The sequence below is a fragment of the Pseudonocardia cypriaca genome (assembly GCF_006717045.1).
GTDB lineage: Bacteria > Actinomycetota > Actinomycetes > Mycobacteriales > Pseudonocardiaceae > Pseudonocardia > Pseudonocardia cypriaca.
The window spans coordinates 1,100,725-1,114,072 of sequence record NZ_VFPH01000003.1 but is presented as its reverse complement, the minus strand read 5'-3'; the positions used below and the strand labels follow the sequence as shown (position 1 = coordinate 1,114,072).

The following is a 13,348-nucleotide window of genomic DNA, read 5'->3' as shown; positions in this document are numbered from 1 at the left end:
CCGCGCGCCGCCCATCCTCGTCGCCCCCCGAACGGGCGACGCATAGACTGGCGCGCCGTGTCCGCACCCGCCACGGCCTCCGGCGCCGCGCCCCCCGATCTTCTGCGAGCCCAGGAGAATGCGGTGGTGCAGATGGTCACGATCGGCCCGGTCGCCGAGGAGCTCGCCGTCCGGTTCGCCGACGCCGGCCACCGGCTCTACCTGGTCGGTGGCAGCGTCCGCGACGCGCTGCTCGGCCGCGAGGTCTCCGACCTGGACTTCACCACCGACGCCCGGCCCGAGGAGATCCTCGCCGTCGTCGACGGCTGGACCGACGCGATCTGGGACGCGGGCATCGCCTTCGGCACGGTCGGCGCGCGCAGGCGCGGCACCACCGTGGAGATCACGACCTTCCGCGCCGACGCCTACGACCGGGTCTCCCGCAACCCGGTGGTGCGTTTCGGTGACACGATCGAGGACGACCTCGTCCGGCGGGACTTCACGGTCAACGCGATGGCTGTTGAGCTCACCGGCCCCGAGCGGCGGTTCGTCGACCCGTACGGCGGCCTCGCCGCGCTCGCCGCCGGCACCCTCGACACGCCGGCAGCGCCCGAGGAGTCGTTCGCCGACGACCCGCTGCGGATGCTGCGGGCCGCCCGGTTCGTCTCCCAGCTCGGCCTCACGCCCGCCGAACGAGTTCTCGTCGCGATGACGAACATGGCGGGTGAGCTGGCCCGCATCAGCCGCGAGCGCGTGCAGGCCGAGCTCAACAAGCTGATCATCGGCACCCACCCGCGGCGCGCCATCGAGCTGATGGTCGACACCGGGCTCTGCGACCAGGTGCTCCCCGAGGTCCCCGCCATGCGGCTCGCGATCGACGAGCACATGCAGCACAAGGACGTCTACACCCACTCGCTCGTCGTCATGGAGCAGGCGATCGAGCGGGAGACCGACGGTCCCGACCTCGTGCTCCGCCTCGCCGCGCTGCTGCACGACATCGGCAAGCCGGACACCCGCCGCAAGGAGCCGGACGGTCGCGTCAGCTTCCACCACCACGAGGTGGTCGGGGCGAAGATGGTGCGGAGGCGGCTGCGGGAGCTGAAGTACTCGAAGGCGATCGTGGACGAGGTCGCCCAGCTGGTGTTCCTGCACCTGCGCTTCCACGGTTACTCGGGCGGCGAGTGGACCGACTCGGCCGTCCGCCGCTACGTCACCGACGCAGGCCCGCTCCTCGACCGGCTGCACAAGCTCGTGCGCTCCGACTGCACCACCCGCAACCGCCGCCGGGCCGCCGCGCTGCAGCGCAGCTACGACTCCCTCGAGGAGCGGATCGCCCGGCTGCGCGAGCAGGAGGCGCTCGAGTCGATCCGTCCCGACCTGGACGGCAACGAGATCATGCGGTTGCTCGGCATCCCCCCGGGTCCGCAGGTCGGCAAGGCCTACAAGCACCTGCTCGCCCTGCGCATGGAGCGCGGCCCCCTCACCCACGAGGAGGCGGAGGCCGAGCTGCGCGCGTGGGCGGCGGACAACCTCAGCTGACGGCGAGCCGGCGGGCGCGCCGCAGCTGCAGGTCGTGGCCGACGAGGCCGAGCACGTACAGCAGGGCGGCCGCGGCGAACAGCCACGGGGCGGTCCCGTCCGGCGGGCTGAGCAGCGCGGCGGTGGCCACCGCCAGCACGTAGCCGACGTTGAACACGATGTCGTAGAGGGCGAACACGCGACCGAGCACCTCGTCGCCCACCTCGCCCTGCACGGCGGCGTCGACGCTGAGCTTCACGATCTGGCCGGTGAGCGCGAGGACGAACGCCGCCACCATCACGACGGGCAGCGAGAGCAGCGCCGCGAGGGCGAGCTGTGTGAACGTGGCGACCACGAGCGACACCCGAACCGTGCGCGGCCGGCCCCACCGGTGCACCATCCACGGGGCGAGCAGCGCCGCCGTGCCCAGCCCGGCCGCGGCGAGCACGACCGCCTCGCCGAGGCCTGCCATGCCGGCACGCAGCGGGCCCGCGTCGGTGAACGCGTACCGGAACAGCAGCAACGACAGCAGCGTCGAGACGCCGAAGGCGAGCCGGTGCGTCCCGAGCGCCAGGAACGACGCCGCCACCGACGGGGTGGCGATCGTCGCGCGCGCCCCGTCGGCGAATCCGTGCAGCACGCTGCTGACCGTCGACCGGCGGTGGTCGGTGCGGTCGGGTCCGAGCGCCCCCCGTCGGAACCCGGCGGCGAGCACCGCCGCGGTCAGCGAGCCCGCGATCCCCACGAGGGTCACCGCGCCCGAGCCCGCGTCGCCCGTGCCCACGAGCTCGCGCAGCCCGATCGCCGTCGCCCCGCCGATGGCGGCCGTCGCAGCGCCTGCGGTCACGGCGAGGGTGTTGGCCTCGATGAGGTGCTGGCGCGGGACGACGTGCGGCAGCGCGACCGACAGGGCGGCGAGCACGAACCGGTTCACCCCGGCCGCAGCCAGGGCAGGCAGGTAGAGCGCCACGCCGGAAGCGCCGGACAGCACCACGGCGGCGACGACCACCACGAGCGCCGCGCGCACGAGGCTGGCGCCCAGCAGGACGCGCCTGCGGTCCCACCGGTCGATGAGCGCGCCCGCGAACGGCCCGATCAGCGAGTACGGCAGCAGCAGCACGGCCAGCCCGGCGGCAACCGCGAGCGGGTCGGCCTGCCGCTCCGGGTTGAACAACAAGGCCCCGCCGAGCGCGGCCTGGAACATGCCGTCGCCCCACTGCGTGGCGAAACGCACGGCCAGCAACCGGCGGAAGCCCCGGGTGCGCAGCAGCCGCGCGAGGCCGAGTCGTACGTTCGGCGGCTCGCCCGGGGCGTCGGTGGCGGCGGACGGCTGCCCGGAGCCAGATGTCGGCACGGCTGGAGGCTACTGCCCGGAGCGGGGTGCGACGATGGACATGTGGTGGACGAGCACTCCCGTTCTGGTTCGGCTCCCGGTTCGGAGGTGGCGCCAGGCACATTGCTGGTGGCGGCTCCCGGGCTGCTCGACCCCCACTTCCGGCGAACTGTGATCTACGTCATCGAGCACCGGCCCCGGGGCACGCTCGGGGTCGTCCTCAACCGGCCGAGCGAGGTCACCGTGCGCGACGTCCTCCCGTCGTGGGCGCCGCTCTCGTCGCAGCCGCCCGCGGTGTTCGTCGGCGGGCCGGTGGAGAGCGAGACGGCGCTCTGCCTCGCCGCGGTGCGCACCGGCCAGGACCCGAGCGCGGTCGACGGGCTGATCGCCGTGCGGGGCCCCGTCGCGCTCGTCGACCTCGACTCCGACCCGGCCGAGATCGCGCCGAGGCTGCGCGGGCTGCGCGTGTTCGCCGGCTACTCGGGCTGGGACGCCGGGCAGCTCGCGGGCGAGATCGAACGCGGCGACTGGATCGTCGTGCCGGCCATCCCCGACGACGTGCTGGCCCGGCACGACGGCCACCTGTGGGGCCACGTGCTGCGCCGGCAGGGCATGCCGCTGGCCCTGCTCGCGACCTATCCGCTGGATCTCAGGAACAACTAGCGGGTCGATCGCGGTGGGTTGCCGCCTAGGACGACTGCTGGACGCCGGCCGTCGCGGTGCGGCAGCCCGCGACGAGGTCGCAGCCGGCGCACGCCCCGCCGCACGCCGAGGGTCCGGGGTCCGGCGCAGGCACGGCATTCGCCGCGCGATCCCCGGCCACTCCCCCGACCCCGGTGAGGACGAAGACGGCGATCGTGCTCACGACCACCAGGGTCCAGCCGAGCACGCCGGTCGCTCCCGCCAGCAGCGCGCCGCCACCGACGACGGCCACGGCGCCCGCCGCGCCGAGCGGGGCCGCCGCCACCTGGTTGGCCACCGCGAACGCGGCGTCCGAGCGCAGGCTCGCGGCCGTCCGCACCCCGGCCCACCGGTTGCGGCGCAGCTTTCGTCGCAGTCCGAGGACCGCGATCGTGAGGAGCGCGGCACCGAGCACGACGAGCAGGACACCCAGGGCGAGGCGGACGGGGATCGGCACGGCGACCAGATTACGTGGTGCCCCATCCCGTCCGCTCCGCTCCGGCCCACCCGCGCCGTACCCGATCGCACCGGCGGGACCAGCGGCGCTACCCTGGTGGCGTGGCCCGCCGACTTCTTCTCGAGGCCGCGCCGCACTGAGCGTGCCCCCGGCATGCACCGGCGCGGCCGACCCCTTCTGCCTGGTGGCAGGGGGGTCTTCTGGTTTTCGGGCCACCAACGGACTTCCCAGGAGCGGGACATGAGCACGGACACGACCGCAGCCGCGCCGGAGGGCGCCGAGGCGCCCGGCAACGAGGGCACCCCGCCGTTCCGGTACGGCGCCGCGCTGGCCGAGCAGATCGAGCGCCGCTGGCAGGACCGGTGGGAGAACGAGGCCACCTTCCACGTGCCCAACCCCGCGGGCCCGTGGGCGGAGCCGGAGGCGCTGGGTGGCGCGAAGTTCTACCTGATGGACATGTTCCCGTACCCGTCCGGCTCAGGGCTGCACGTCGGGCACCCGCTGGGCTTCATCGGCACCGACGTGCTGGGCCGCTACCTGCGGATGACCGGGCGCACGGTGCTGCACGCGATGGGGTTCGACGCGTTCGGCCTGCCGGCCGAGCAGTACGCGGTGCAGACCGGCACGCACCCGCGCAAGACCACAGAGGACAACATCGAGCGGTACAAGGCGCAGCTGCGCAGGCTGGGCCTGGCGCACGACGAGCAGCGCTCGTTCGCCACCACCGACGTCGAGTTCTACCGCTGGACGCAGTGGATCTTCCTGCAGATCTTCAACTCCTGGTACGACCAGGAGCAGCGGAAGGCGCGCCCGATCGCCGAGCTGGAGGCTGAGTTCGCCGCCGGCACGAGGGCAACGCCCGACGGGCGGCCGTGGGCCGAGCTGACCCGCGTCGAGCAGCGCGGGGTCGTCGACTCGTTCCGCCTGGCCTATGTGTCCGAGGCGCCGGTCAACTGGTGCCCCGGCCTGGGCACCGTGCTGGCCAACGAGGAGGTCACCGCCGACGGGCGCAGCGAGCGGGGCAACTTCCCCGTGTTCCGCCGCAACCTGAAGCAGTGGATGCTGCGGATCACCGCGTACGCCGACCGCCTGATCGACGACCTGGACCGGCTGGACTGGTCCGACGCGGTCAAGACGATGCAGCGCAACTGGATCGGCCGGTCCGAGGGCGCCCAGGTCCGGTTCCCCGTCGACGGCGGGCAGGCGGCGATCGAGGTGTTCACCACGCGCCCCGACACGCTGTTCGGCGCCACCTACATGGTGCTGGCGCCCGAGCACCCGCTGGTCGACGCGATCACCCCCGCGGAGTGGCCCGACGGCGTCGACCCGCGTTGGACGGGCGGTGCGGCCACCCCCCGCGAGGCGGTGGCCGCGTACCGGGCGGCAGCGGCGCGGAAGTCCGAGCTGGACCGCCAGGAGGCCCGCGACAAGACCGGCGTCTTCACCGGCGTCCACGCCACCAACCCGGTCAACGGCGAACGCATCCCGGTGTTCGTCGCCGACTACGTGCTGATGGGCTACGGCACCGGCGCGATCATGGCCGTCCCCGGTCAGGACCAGCGCGACTGGGACTTCGCCACCGTGTTCGGGCTGCCGGTCGTGCGCACGGTCGCCCCGCCGGAGGGCTGGGACGGCGAGGCGTACGTCGGTGACGGCCCGGCGATCAACTCGGCGAACGCGGAGGTCAGCCTGAACGGGCTGGCCGTGGCCGACGCGAAGAAGCTGATCACCGACTGGCTGGCGGGCAAGGGCGCCGGCGAGGCCGTGGTCCAGTACAAGCTGCGCGACTGGCTGTTCTCCCGGCAGCGGTACTGGGGCGAGCCGTTCCCGATCGTGTTCGACGAGGACGGGCTGCCGGTCGCGCTGCCGGACGACCACCTGCCGGTGGAGCTGCCCGAGGTGGCCGACTACTCCCCGAAGACCTACGACGCCGATGCGGCCGACACCGAACCGGAGCCGCCGCTGTCGCGGGTGAACGACTGGGTCGAGGTGGAGCTGGACCTGGGCGACGGGCCGAAGCGGTACCGGCGCGAGACGAACACGATGCCGCAGTGGGCCGGCTCCAGCTGGTACCACCTGCGCTACCTGGACCCGGCCAACCGCGAGCAGATCGTCCACCCCGACGTCGAGCGCTACTGGCTGGGCAAGGACCCGTCACGCCCGAACGACGTCGGCGGCGTCGACCTGTACGTCGGCGGGATGGAGCACGCCGTGCTGCACCTGCTGTACGCCCGGTTCTGGCACAAGGTGCTGCACGACCTGGGCCACGTCAGCTCCGAGGAGCCGTTCCGGCACCTGATCAACCAGGGCTACATCCAGGCCTACGCCTACACCGACGCCCGCGGTGCCTACGTCCCCGCCGAGGAGGTGGTCGAGGACGAAGCCGGGCGTTTCACGTGGAACGGTCAGCCCGTGCGCCGGGAGTATGGGAAGATGGGCAAGTCGCTGAAGAACGTGGTGACCCCCGACGAGATGTGCGAGCGCTACGGCGCCGACACCTTCCGGCTGTACGAGATGTCCACGGGCCCGATGGAGGTCTCGCGGCCCTGGTCCACGCGCGACGTGATCGGCTCGCAGCGGTTCCTGCAGCGTGTGTGGCGCAACCTGGTGGACGAGCAGACCGGGGAGGTCCGGGTCACCGATGCCGAGCCGGACACCGAGACGCTGCGGGTGCTGCACCGGGCGATCGCCGGCGTGCACGGCGACTACGTGGCCCTGCGCTACAACACCGCGGCCGCGAAGCTGATCGAGCTGAACAACCACCTGACCAAGGCCTACGGCACGACCGGCGTGCCCCGCTCCGTCGCGGAGCCGCTGGTGCTGATGATGGCGCCGCTGACGCCGCACGTCGCCGAGGAGCTGTGGTCGCTGCTGGGGCACGAGCAGTCGCTGGCGCACGGCCCGTTCCCCGTGGCCGACGAGCAGTACCTGGTGGCCGACACGGTCGAGTACCCGATCCAGATCAACGGCAAGGTGCGCTCGCGCATCACGGTGCCGGCCGACGCCACACCCGACCAGGTGGAGGCCGCGGCGCTGGGCGAGGAGAAGGTCGTCGCCGCGCTGACCGGCCGAGCTCCCCGCAAGGTGATCGTGGTGCCGGGCCGGCTGGTCAACGTGGTGGTCTGACGCCGGTTCGGCCTGCTCGTCGACGCCCTACCGCCACGCGGTTCAGCGGGTCAGCCAGGGGCCGAGAACGCGGTGGATCTGCGGCAGCACGAACCAGACAACCGACGCGGTCATGAGCGGCACGACCACGAGGAACCGCGCCGCGGGCGGGAGCGTGTGCACGAGCGGGTCCGTCAGGGTGGCGATCAGCAGGAGTAGCGGGTAGATCGCGCAGGTCAGCAGCACCCACATCTTCCACCGCCTGGGCCGGGTCGCCACGGTCCGCGCAGCGGGCGTGGGGGCTGGGGAGATCGGTGAAGTCCTCGACATGCCCTCACGGTGCGCGCGCCCGCGGCATCCGTTCAGGGCGCAGCGTTCCTGGCAGCGCCGCGGGTAGCAGCGCCGTGGGTAGCAGCGCCACGGCCACCCACACCGCACCTGCGGCTGCGACGATGGCGGGGTGAGCTCGACAGCGCTGGCCGACTTCCTGCGGGCCCGGCGCGCACAGGTCCGCCCCGGGGACGTGGGGTTGCCCGTCGGCGTCGGACCGCGGCGCACGCCAGGACTGCGCCGGGAGGAGCTGGCCGCGCTCGCCGGGGTGAGCGTCGACTACTACATCCGCCTCGAGCAGGGCAAGGAGACGAACCCGAGCAGCGCCGTGCTCGCCGCGCTGGCGAGCGCGCTGCGGCTCGACGACCACGCCCGGGCCCACCTGTTCGCGCTCGCCGACCACGTCGCCCACCGCAGGCCGCTGCGCCGCGCACCGGAGCGGACGGTCACACCGAGCATGCGGCTGCTGCTGGAGAACCTCCGGCCGTGTCCCGCGCTGCTGCTCAGCCGCACGAGCGACGTCCTCGCCGCGAACGCCGAGGGGCTCGCGCTCTACCACGGGATGGCCGACTGGCCTGCGGCCCGGCGCAACACGATCCGCTACGTGTTCCGGCACCCGCAGGCCGCTGCCCTGTTCGGGGACTGGCGGGCCTCGGCGGCGGCCTCGGTGGCGAACCTGCGCACCGTGCTGGCCGCCGACCCGGAGGCGCCGGACGTCGCCGAGCTGGTGGAGGAGCTGTCGGCGGCGAGCCCGGAGTTCGCGGCGCTGTGGGAGCGGCACGACGTCCGGCCGAAGGCGAGCACGCAGAAGGTCTTCCACCACCCGACGGTCGGCGAGCTCAACCTGACCTGGGAGGTGTTGCGCTACGACGACGACGGCAGCAGGCGCGTCACCGTGCACCAGGCCGCGCCGGGCACCCCCGACCACGACGCGCTCTCGTTGCTGGCGATCGCAGCCGACGCCGGGATCTGACGGTCGAACGCGGGGAGGAATCCCGGCTCGTCAGGCGTCCTACTCCTTCTTGCCCTTGCCGAGCGCGCCGGCGACCAGCACCGCCGCCCAGATCCCGAGCGGGATCGCGGGCCAGAACGCGTGCAGCGAGCCGGACACCAGCGACGTCGTGCCCCAGATGGCGATCATGATGATCGCGCCGCCGAGCCATTCGCGCCACTCGTTCAGCCACTTGTGCCGCTCGGCCACCGCAGCCGGCTGCTTCACCGCGGGCACGGTGGGCGCCGGCGGGAGGTCGGCGGTGACGGGCTCGAGCTCGCCGTAGGTGGTGGCGGCGTACGCCGAGCGCAGCCGGGTGTCGTACTCGGTGAGGTCGAGCCGGCCCTCGTCGACCGCGATGCGCAGGCGCTCGGCCGCGGCGGCGCGGTCGGCGTCGGAGATGCGCATGTGACTGCGGTCGGCGTCGGAGCTCACGGCGCCGATGGTACGAGCGGCGCGGCGTTCCGGCATCGAACTGCCGGCGGATCCCCGGGTAGCCGTTCGATGTAGCTGGCCGCCATTCGCGTCACCGGTTAGTCTCCCTGTTCATGACAGAGAACTCTGTCGACGACAGGGTGACGCGACGGCGGCGGGCCGCCGTCGAGGAGATCCTCGCCATGGCCTGGACGCTGGCGGCCGAGCAGGGGATCGCGGGGATCTCGTTGCGTGAGCTGGCCTCGCGGCTGGGGATGCGACCGCAGTCGCTGGCCTGGTACGTACCGAGCCGGAACGCCCTGTACGACCGGATGTTCGCCCACGGGCACCAGCAGTTCCTCGAGTGCCTCTCCGCGGCGGAACCGCTCGACGTCCACCGGGCCGCTCGGGCCTTCGCCGGCTTCTGCGTCGCGAACCCTGCGCGCTACCAGCTCATCGCCCAGCGCACGGTGCCGGGGTTCACGCCGTCGGCGGAGTCGGTCGCGTTGGCCCGTCGGGCCTTCGGCGCGTGGCGCGCAGCCCTCGCCGGGGCGGGTGTCACCGGCCAGGAGGCCGTGGACGTCCTCACCGCCGTGGTGAAGGGGGTGGTCGACCAGCAGATCACCGTCGACCCGACCGGCGACCGCTTCCTCCGCCACCTCGACCTGGTGATCGACATGTTCCTCGCCCACAGCGCCGGGGCCCGGCCGTGACCACGCCCTTCCAGGTGCGGCTCGAGGTGCGTGCCTACGAGCTGGACACCCAGGGCCACGTCACCACCGCCGCCTACCTGCAGTACGCCGACCACACGCGGTGGAAGCTCCTCGAGGCCGCGGGGATCGACCTCGAGGAGCTGCGGCGCACCGGGCTCGGCCCGGTGACGCTCGAGACGACCGTGCGGTTCGTGCGCGAGCTGCGACTCGGGCACGAGGTCGACGTCTCGTGCGCGTTCGACTGGCCCGGCGGCCGCACGACTCGCGTCAGCCAGGAGCTGCGCCGCGCCGACGACGGGAGCCTTGTGGCGGAGCTGCGCAGCGTCGGTGGCCTCCTCGACCTGACGGCTCGCAGGCTGGTGGCGGATCCCGGCGCGGTGTGGCGGCGGCTCGCGCGGCGACCGGAGCTGCTCGGGCTCGCCGGGTGACCGCTCGCGGTCAGATGCGGCGCGCGGAGTTGAACTTCATCCGGCCCATGTCGGAGATCTTGACGGGGCTCTTCCGGGTGCTGGCGTGCAGGATCTTGCCGTTGCCGATGTAGATCCCGACGTGGCTGACCGGCTTGTAGAAGAACACGAGGTCGCCGGGCTGCAGCTGGTCGCGGGAGACCGGCGTGCCGACCTTCGACATCGCCCGGCTGGTGCGCGGCAACGACTTGCCCGCCCGCTTGAACGCCCACGAGACGAGGCCGGAGCAGTCGAAGGCGTTCGGGCCGCTCGCGCCGTACCGGTACGGGGAGCCGATCTTGCTCATCGCGAAGTCGACAGCCGCCGCCCGGGTGCCCGCGGCCACCGCCTCGGCGGAAGCCGGCTGGGGAAGCGATGGCGCGGTCGCGACGACCGGCGTGCCGGTGTACGCGACGGGGAGCGGGGCGGCCTCGGCGGCGGGGAGCACGGCGAGGACGGAGGCGGCGGCAGCGGCGGTGGTCACGACGGCGGCGCGAACCGCGAGAGCGGGCAGGTGGTTGGGCACGGGGTGGTCCTCGGGGTAGCACCGGCGGACGGGTCCCGCGGGCCGGGGGAAGCCAGCAGGAGCCGACGGGACGCGCGGTGCACGGCCCCATCTCGCATCCGGGCCGTGCTGCGTCCCGCCTGTCCGGCGGTGGCCCTGCGCCCGCCGCTCCGGGTGAGCGTCGGTGGCGCAGAGCCGTTCCGCAGATTACGAACGCATTTCGTTGCTTCGCCATGACGCATGTCTCAATTGTGCTGTCGCTATCCGGTGAACCCCATCACCGCTGACTGGGCCATACAGGTACGTCTCGTACACCCGTACTGTCGCCCGATCGAGTTGATCAGACCAACCAGGGTGGCCTGCGGCACAAGCTGTGCCGTGATGCGTTCGTTATTGGGGCAGACGAGTGAATTTCCTTCCGGATCGGAACGGATCGGCTGTTCTCGGAAAGGTTGCCGATCTGCAAATAAATCGGCCCCGGTCGTGGCGGCAAGGGCCACGGCCGGGGCCGGACGGGATCTGGACGGCTGGAGCGGGGTCAGCGCTCCCGCTCGCCGCGGATGAACTCCTCGACGGCCTGGCGGGCGAAGTCGTCGCTGTACTGCTCCGGCGGGGACTTCATGAAGTAGCTCGCCGCGGAGAGGATCGGCCCGCCGATGCCCCGGTCCTTGGCGAGCTTGGCCGCGCGGACGGCGTCGATGATGATCCCCGCGGAGTTGGGCGAGTCCCAGACCTCGAGCTTGTACTCGAGGTTCAGCGGGACGTCCCCGAACGCCCTGCCCTCCAGCCGGACGTAGGCCCACTTGCGGTCGTCGAGCCATGCGACGTAGTCGGACGGCCCGATGTGGACGTTGTCCTTGCCGAGCTCGCGGTCGACCTGCGAGGTGACCGCCTGGGTCTTGGAGATCTTCTTCGACTCCAGCCGCTCCAGCTCCTTCATGTTCAGGAAGTCCATGTTCCCGCCCACGTTGAGCTGCATCGTGCGGTCGAGCTGCACGCCGCGGTCCTCGAACAGCCTGGCGAGCACGCGGTGGGTGATGGTCGCCCCGACCTGGCTCTTGATGTCGTCGCCGATGATCGGCACGCCCGCCACGCGGAACCTCTCCGCCCACTCCGGGTCGGAGGCGATGAACACCGGGAGCGCGTTGACGAACGCCACGCCCGCGTCGATGGCCGCCTGTGCGTAGAAGCGGTCGGCCGCCTCGCTCCCGACCGGGAGGTAGGAGACGAGCACGTCGGCGCGGGTGTCGCGGAGCACCTGCGCGACGTCGACCGGCTCGTCGTCGGACTCGTCGATCGTCTCCCGGTAGAACCGGCCGAGCCCGTCGAGCGTGTGACCGCGCTGCACCGGCACGCCGAGCGGCGGGACGTCGCAGATCTTGATGGTGTTGTTCTCGCTGGCCGTGATCGCCTCGGAGAGGTCGCGGCCGACCTTCTTGGCGTCGACGTCGAACGCGGCCACGAACTCGATGTCGCGCACGTGGTAGCCGCCGAAGTCGACGTGCATCAGACCGGGGACGCGCGTGGCCGGATCGGCGTCCGCGTAGTAGTGCACCCCCTGCACCAGCGACGCCGCGCAGTTACCCACGCCCACGACGGCGACACGGACCTCACTCATTGCGGCTCCTTCTCTCGTCTTCCTGGTCTGCGGGTTCCGCCTCGTCCTGCGCTGCGCGTTCGGTGGCGATCAGCTCGTTGAGCCACCGCACCTCCCGCTCGCAGGCGTCGAGGCCGAGCTGGTGCAGCTGTTGCGTGTAGTTGTCGATCTGCTCCCGCGCCCGGACGAGGGCGGCCCGCAACCCTTCGCGGCGCTCCTCGACCGCCCGCCTGCGGCCCTCGAGGATCCGCATCCGCGCCTCCGCGGGCGTGCGGGAGAAGAACGCGATGTGGACGCCGAAGCCGTCGTCGTCCCACGCGTGCGGGCCGGCCTCGGACAGCAGCTCGGCGAGGCGTTCCTTGCCCTCGGCCGTGATCCGGTAGACCCGCCTGCTCCGCCGTGGCCAACTGCCCGGCTCGGGTGCCTCCTGCTCGGACGCCTCGACGATCAGACCGGCCCGCGTGAGGCGGCGCAGCGCGGGGTACAGCGACCCGTACGAGAACAGCCGGAAGCCGCCCAACCTCAGCCCGAGCTGCTTGCGCAGCTCGTAGCCGTGGACCGGGGCCTCCTGGAGCAGGCCGAGGATCGCCAGCTCGAGCACGACGACCTCACCTCCGTTGCCGCACTGTCGGAGCACACGGCGATAGCACGCTGCAGTATATCGACGCGATACATCTGCGCGCAGTCCCGAGAGCGCGCCGGGGTGACCCGTCGTCGAACGACCGGCCGCGCGGAGGCGTTCTCGCGCGTCGGCGCGTGGGGTCCGCGTACCCTGACCGGGTGCGCACCCAGCGGCAGGTGGTCGACTACGCGTTGCAGCGCCGCGCGCTGCTCGCCGAGGTCCACTCCGGACGGGTCGGTGTCGCTGATGTCTGCGACGCGAGCCCCTACCTGCTCCGAGCTGCACGTTTCCACGGTGAGCCCACCGATCACACGTGCCCGGTCTGCCGCAAGGAACGCCTCACCCAGGTATCGTGGATCTTCGGCGACGAGCTCAAGCACGCCGCGGGATCGGCACGCAAGCCCGAGGAGATCGAGCAGCTGGCGAACGTCTACGCCGACTTCTCCGTGTATGTGGTGGAGGTCTGCCGCACCTGTAGCTGGAACCACCTCGTTCTGTCCTATGTGATGGGCACGGGCGACGCTCCCCACAGCCGCAGGTCCGACCGACGCAGGACCGCCGCCGAGTGACCGCAAACCCGTCCCCCGAACCCCCGGAGCAGCGGTGAGTGATCAGCGCGACCCCCGGTTCGACGCGCCGCGGGGCCGTCCCCGCAAC

The 13,348-nt window shown here is 72.3% G+C and carries 14 protein-coding genes; 7 read left to right on the top strand and 7 right to left on the bottom strand.

What is annotated here, in order from left to right:
* The first annotated feature begins 57 nt into the window (after positions 1-57).
* A complete protein-coding gene (locus FB388_RS36835; RefSeq protein WP_246122748.1) occupies positions 58-1,518 on the top strand; it encodes a CCA tRNA nucleotidyltransferase in 1,461 nt (486 codons plus the stop codon).
* On the opposite strand, the gene FB388_RS36830 is transcribed toward FB388_RS36835, so the two are convergent.
* Complete coding sequence (locus tag FB388_RS36830; RefSeq protein WP_246122746.1) at positions 1,511-2,851, bottom strand: MFS transporter; 1,341 nt, start codon at positions 2,849-2,851, stop codon at positions 1,511-1,513. The genes FB388_RS36835 and FB388_RS36830 overlap by 8 nt on opposite strands.
* Before the next feature lie 87 nt (positions 2,852-2,938).
* Between FB388_RS36830 and FB388_RS36825 the strand changes: the two genes are divergently transcribed.
* Positions 2,939-3,493: a YqgE/AlgH family protein gene (locus FB388_RS36825; RefSeq protein ID WP_246122744.1), complete on the top strand. Its 555-nt coding sequence runs from the start codon at positions 2,939-2,941 to the stop codon at positions 3,491-3,493.
* 25 nt (positions 3,494-3,518) lie between these two features.
* Here the strand turns inward: FB388_RS36825 and FB388_RS36820 are convergent, their stop codons facing one another.
* The gene (locus tag FB388_RS36820) at positions 3,519-3,968 is read right to left on the bottom strand and encodes an SdpI family protein (RefSeq protein WP_246122742.1); all 450 of its coding nucleotides are present in this window, start codon (positions 3,966-3,968) and stop codon (positions 3,519-3,521) included.
* Between the two features lie 240 nt (positions 3,969-4,208).
* On the opposite strand from FB388_RS36820, the gene leuS reads away from it, so the two are divergent.
* Positions 4,209-7,094: a leucine--tRNA ligase gene (gene leuS / locus FB388_RS36815; RefSeq protein WP_142107277.1), complete on the top strand. Its 2,886-nt coding sequence runs from the start codon at positions 4,209-4,211 to the stop codon at positions 7,092-7,094.
* 42 nt (positions 7,095-7,136) lie between these two features.
* Here leuS and FB388_RS36810 read toward each other — a convergent pair whose 3' ends face one another.
* Positions 7,137-7,403 carry a putative antibiotic biosynthesis monooxygenase gene (locus FB388_RS36810; RefSeq protein WP_142107276.1) on the bottom strand — a complete coding sequence of 89 codons (267 nt, stop codon included), beginning with the start codon at positions 7,401-7,403 and terminating at the stop codon, positions 7,137-7,139.
* A gap of 130 nt (positions 7,404-7,533) precedes the next feature.
* Between FB388_RS36810 and FB388_RS36805 the strand changes: the two genes are divergently transcribed.
* On the top strand, positions 7,534-8,376 hold the full coding sequence (locus tag FB388_RS36805; RefSeq protein ID WP_211362447.1) for an MmyB family transcriptional regulator: 843 nt from the start codon (positions 7,534-7,536) through the stop codon (positions 8,374-8,376).
* 39 nt (positions 8,377-8,415) lie between these two features.
* Here the strand turns inward: FB388_RS36805 and FB388_RS36800 are convergent, their stop codons facing one another.
* Complete coding sequence (locus FB388_RS36800) at positions 8,416-8,829, bottom strand: DUF1707 SHOCT-like domain-containing protein (RefSeq protein ID WP_246122740.1); 414 nt, start codon at positions 8,827-8,829, stop codon at positions 8,416-8,418.
* Between the two features lie 113 nt (positions 8,830-8,942).
* Here FB388_RS36800 and FB388_RS36795 point away from each other — a divergent pair, with 113 nt between their 5' ends.
* Positions 8,943-9,521, top strand: a complete 579-nt coding sequence (locus FB388_RS36795) for a TetR/AcrR family transcriptional regulator (protein ID WP_142107275.1) — start codon at positions 8,943-8,945, stop codon at positions 9,519-9,521.
* Positions 9,518-9,949 (top strand): acyl-CoA thioesterase, encoded by a 432-nt coding sequence (locus FB388_RS36790; protein ID WP_142107274.1) that lies wholly within the window; start codon positions 9,518-9,520, stop codon positions 9,947-9,949. The genes FB388_RS36795 and FB388_RS36790 overlap by 4 nt, the downstream gene beginning before the upstream one ends.
* Positions 9,950-9,959: 10 nt before the next feature.
* Here the strand turns inward: FB388_RS36790 and FB388_RS41110 are convergent, their stop codons facing one another.
* The 3 genes from FB388_RS41110 to FB388_RS36775 all read right to left on the bottom strand — a co-directional run bounded on the left by FB388_RS41110 (position 9,960) and on the right by FB388_RS36775 (position 12,670).
* Positions 9,960-10,493, bottom strand: coding sequence for a C40 family peptidase (locus tag FB388_RS41110; protein ID WP_342787960.1), 534 nt, complete (start codon positions 10,491-10,493; stop codon positions 9,960-9,962).
* Positions 10,494-11,010: 517 nt separating this feature from the next.
* On the bottom strand, positions 11,011-12,090 hold the full coding sequence (locus tag FB388_RS36780) for an inositol-3-phosphate synthase (protein WP_142107273.1): 1,080 nt from the start codon (positions 12,088-12,090) through the stop codon (positions 11,011-11,013).
* A complete protein-coding gene (locus FB388_RS36775) occupies positions 12,083-12,670 on the bottom strand; it encodes a PadR family transcriptional regulator (protein WP_142107272.1) in 588 nt (195 codons plus the stop codon). The genes FB388_RS36780 and FB388_RS36775 overlap by 8 nt, the downstream gene beginning before the upstream one ends.
* Before the next feature lie 179 nt (positions 12,671-12,849).
* Here FB388_RS36775 and FB388_RS36770 point away from each other — a divergent pair, with 179 nt between their 5' ends.
* A complete protein-coding gene (locus FB388_RS36770; RefSeq protein WP_142107271.1) occupies positions 12,850-13,260 on the top strand; it encodes a DUF5318 domain-containing protein in 411 nt (136 codons plus the stop codon).
* Positions 13,261-13,348 lie beyond the last annotated feature (88 nt).

Excerpts from the sequence above, each read along its gene's own strand:
- leuS (WP_142107277.1), top strand. The coding sequence starts at position 4,209 with ATGAGCACGGACACGACCGCAGCCGCGCCGGAGGGCGCCGAGGCGCCC.
- FB388_RS36810 (WP_142107276.1), bottom strand. The coding sequence starts at position 7,403 with ATGTCGAGGACTTCACCGATCTCCCCAGCCCCCACGCCCGCTGCGCGG.
- FB388_RS36795 (WP_142107275.1), top strand. The coding sequence starts at position 8,943 with ATGACAGAGAACTCTGTCGACGACAGGGTGACGCGACGGCGGCGGGCC.
- FB388_RS36780 (WP_142107273.1), bottom strand. The coding sequence starts at position 12,090 with ATGAGTGAGGTCCGTGTCGCCGTCGTGGGCGTGGGTAACTGCGCGGCG.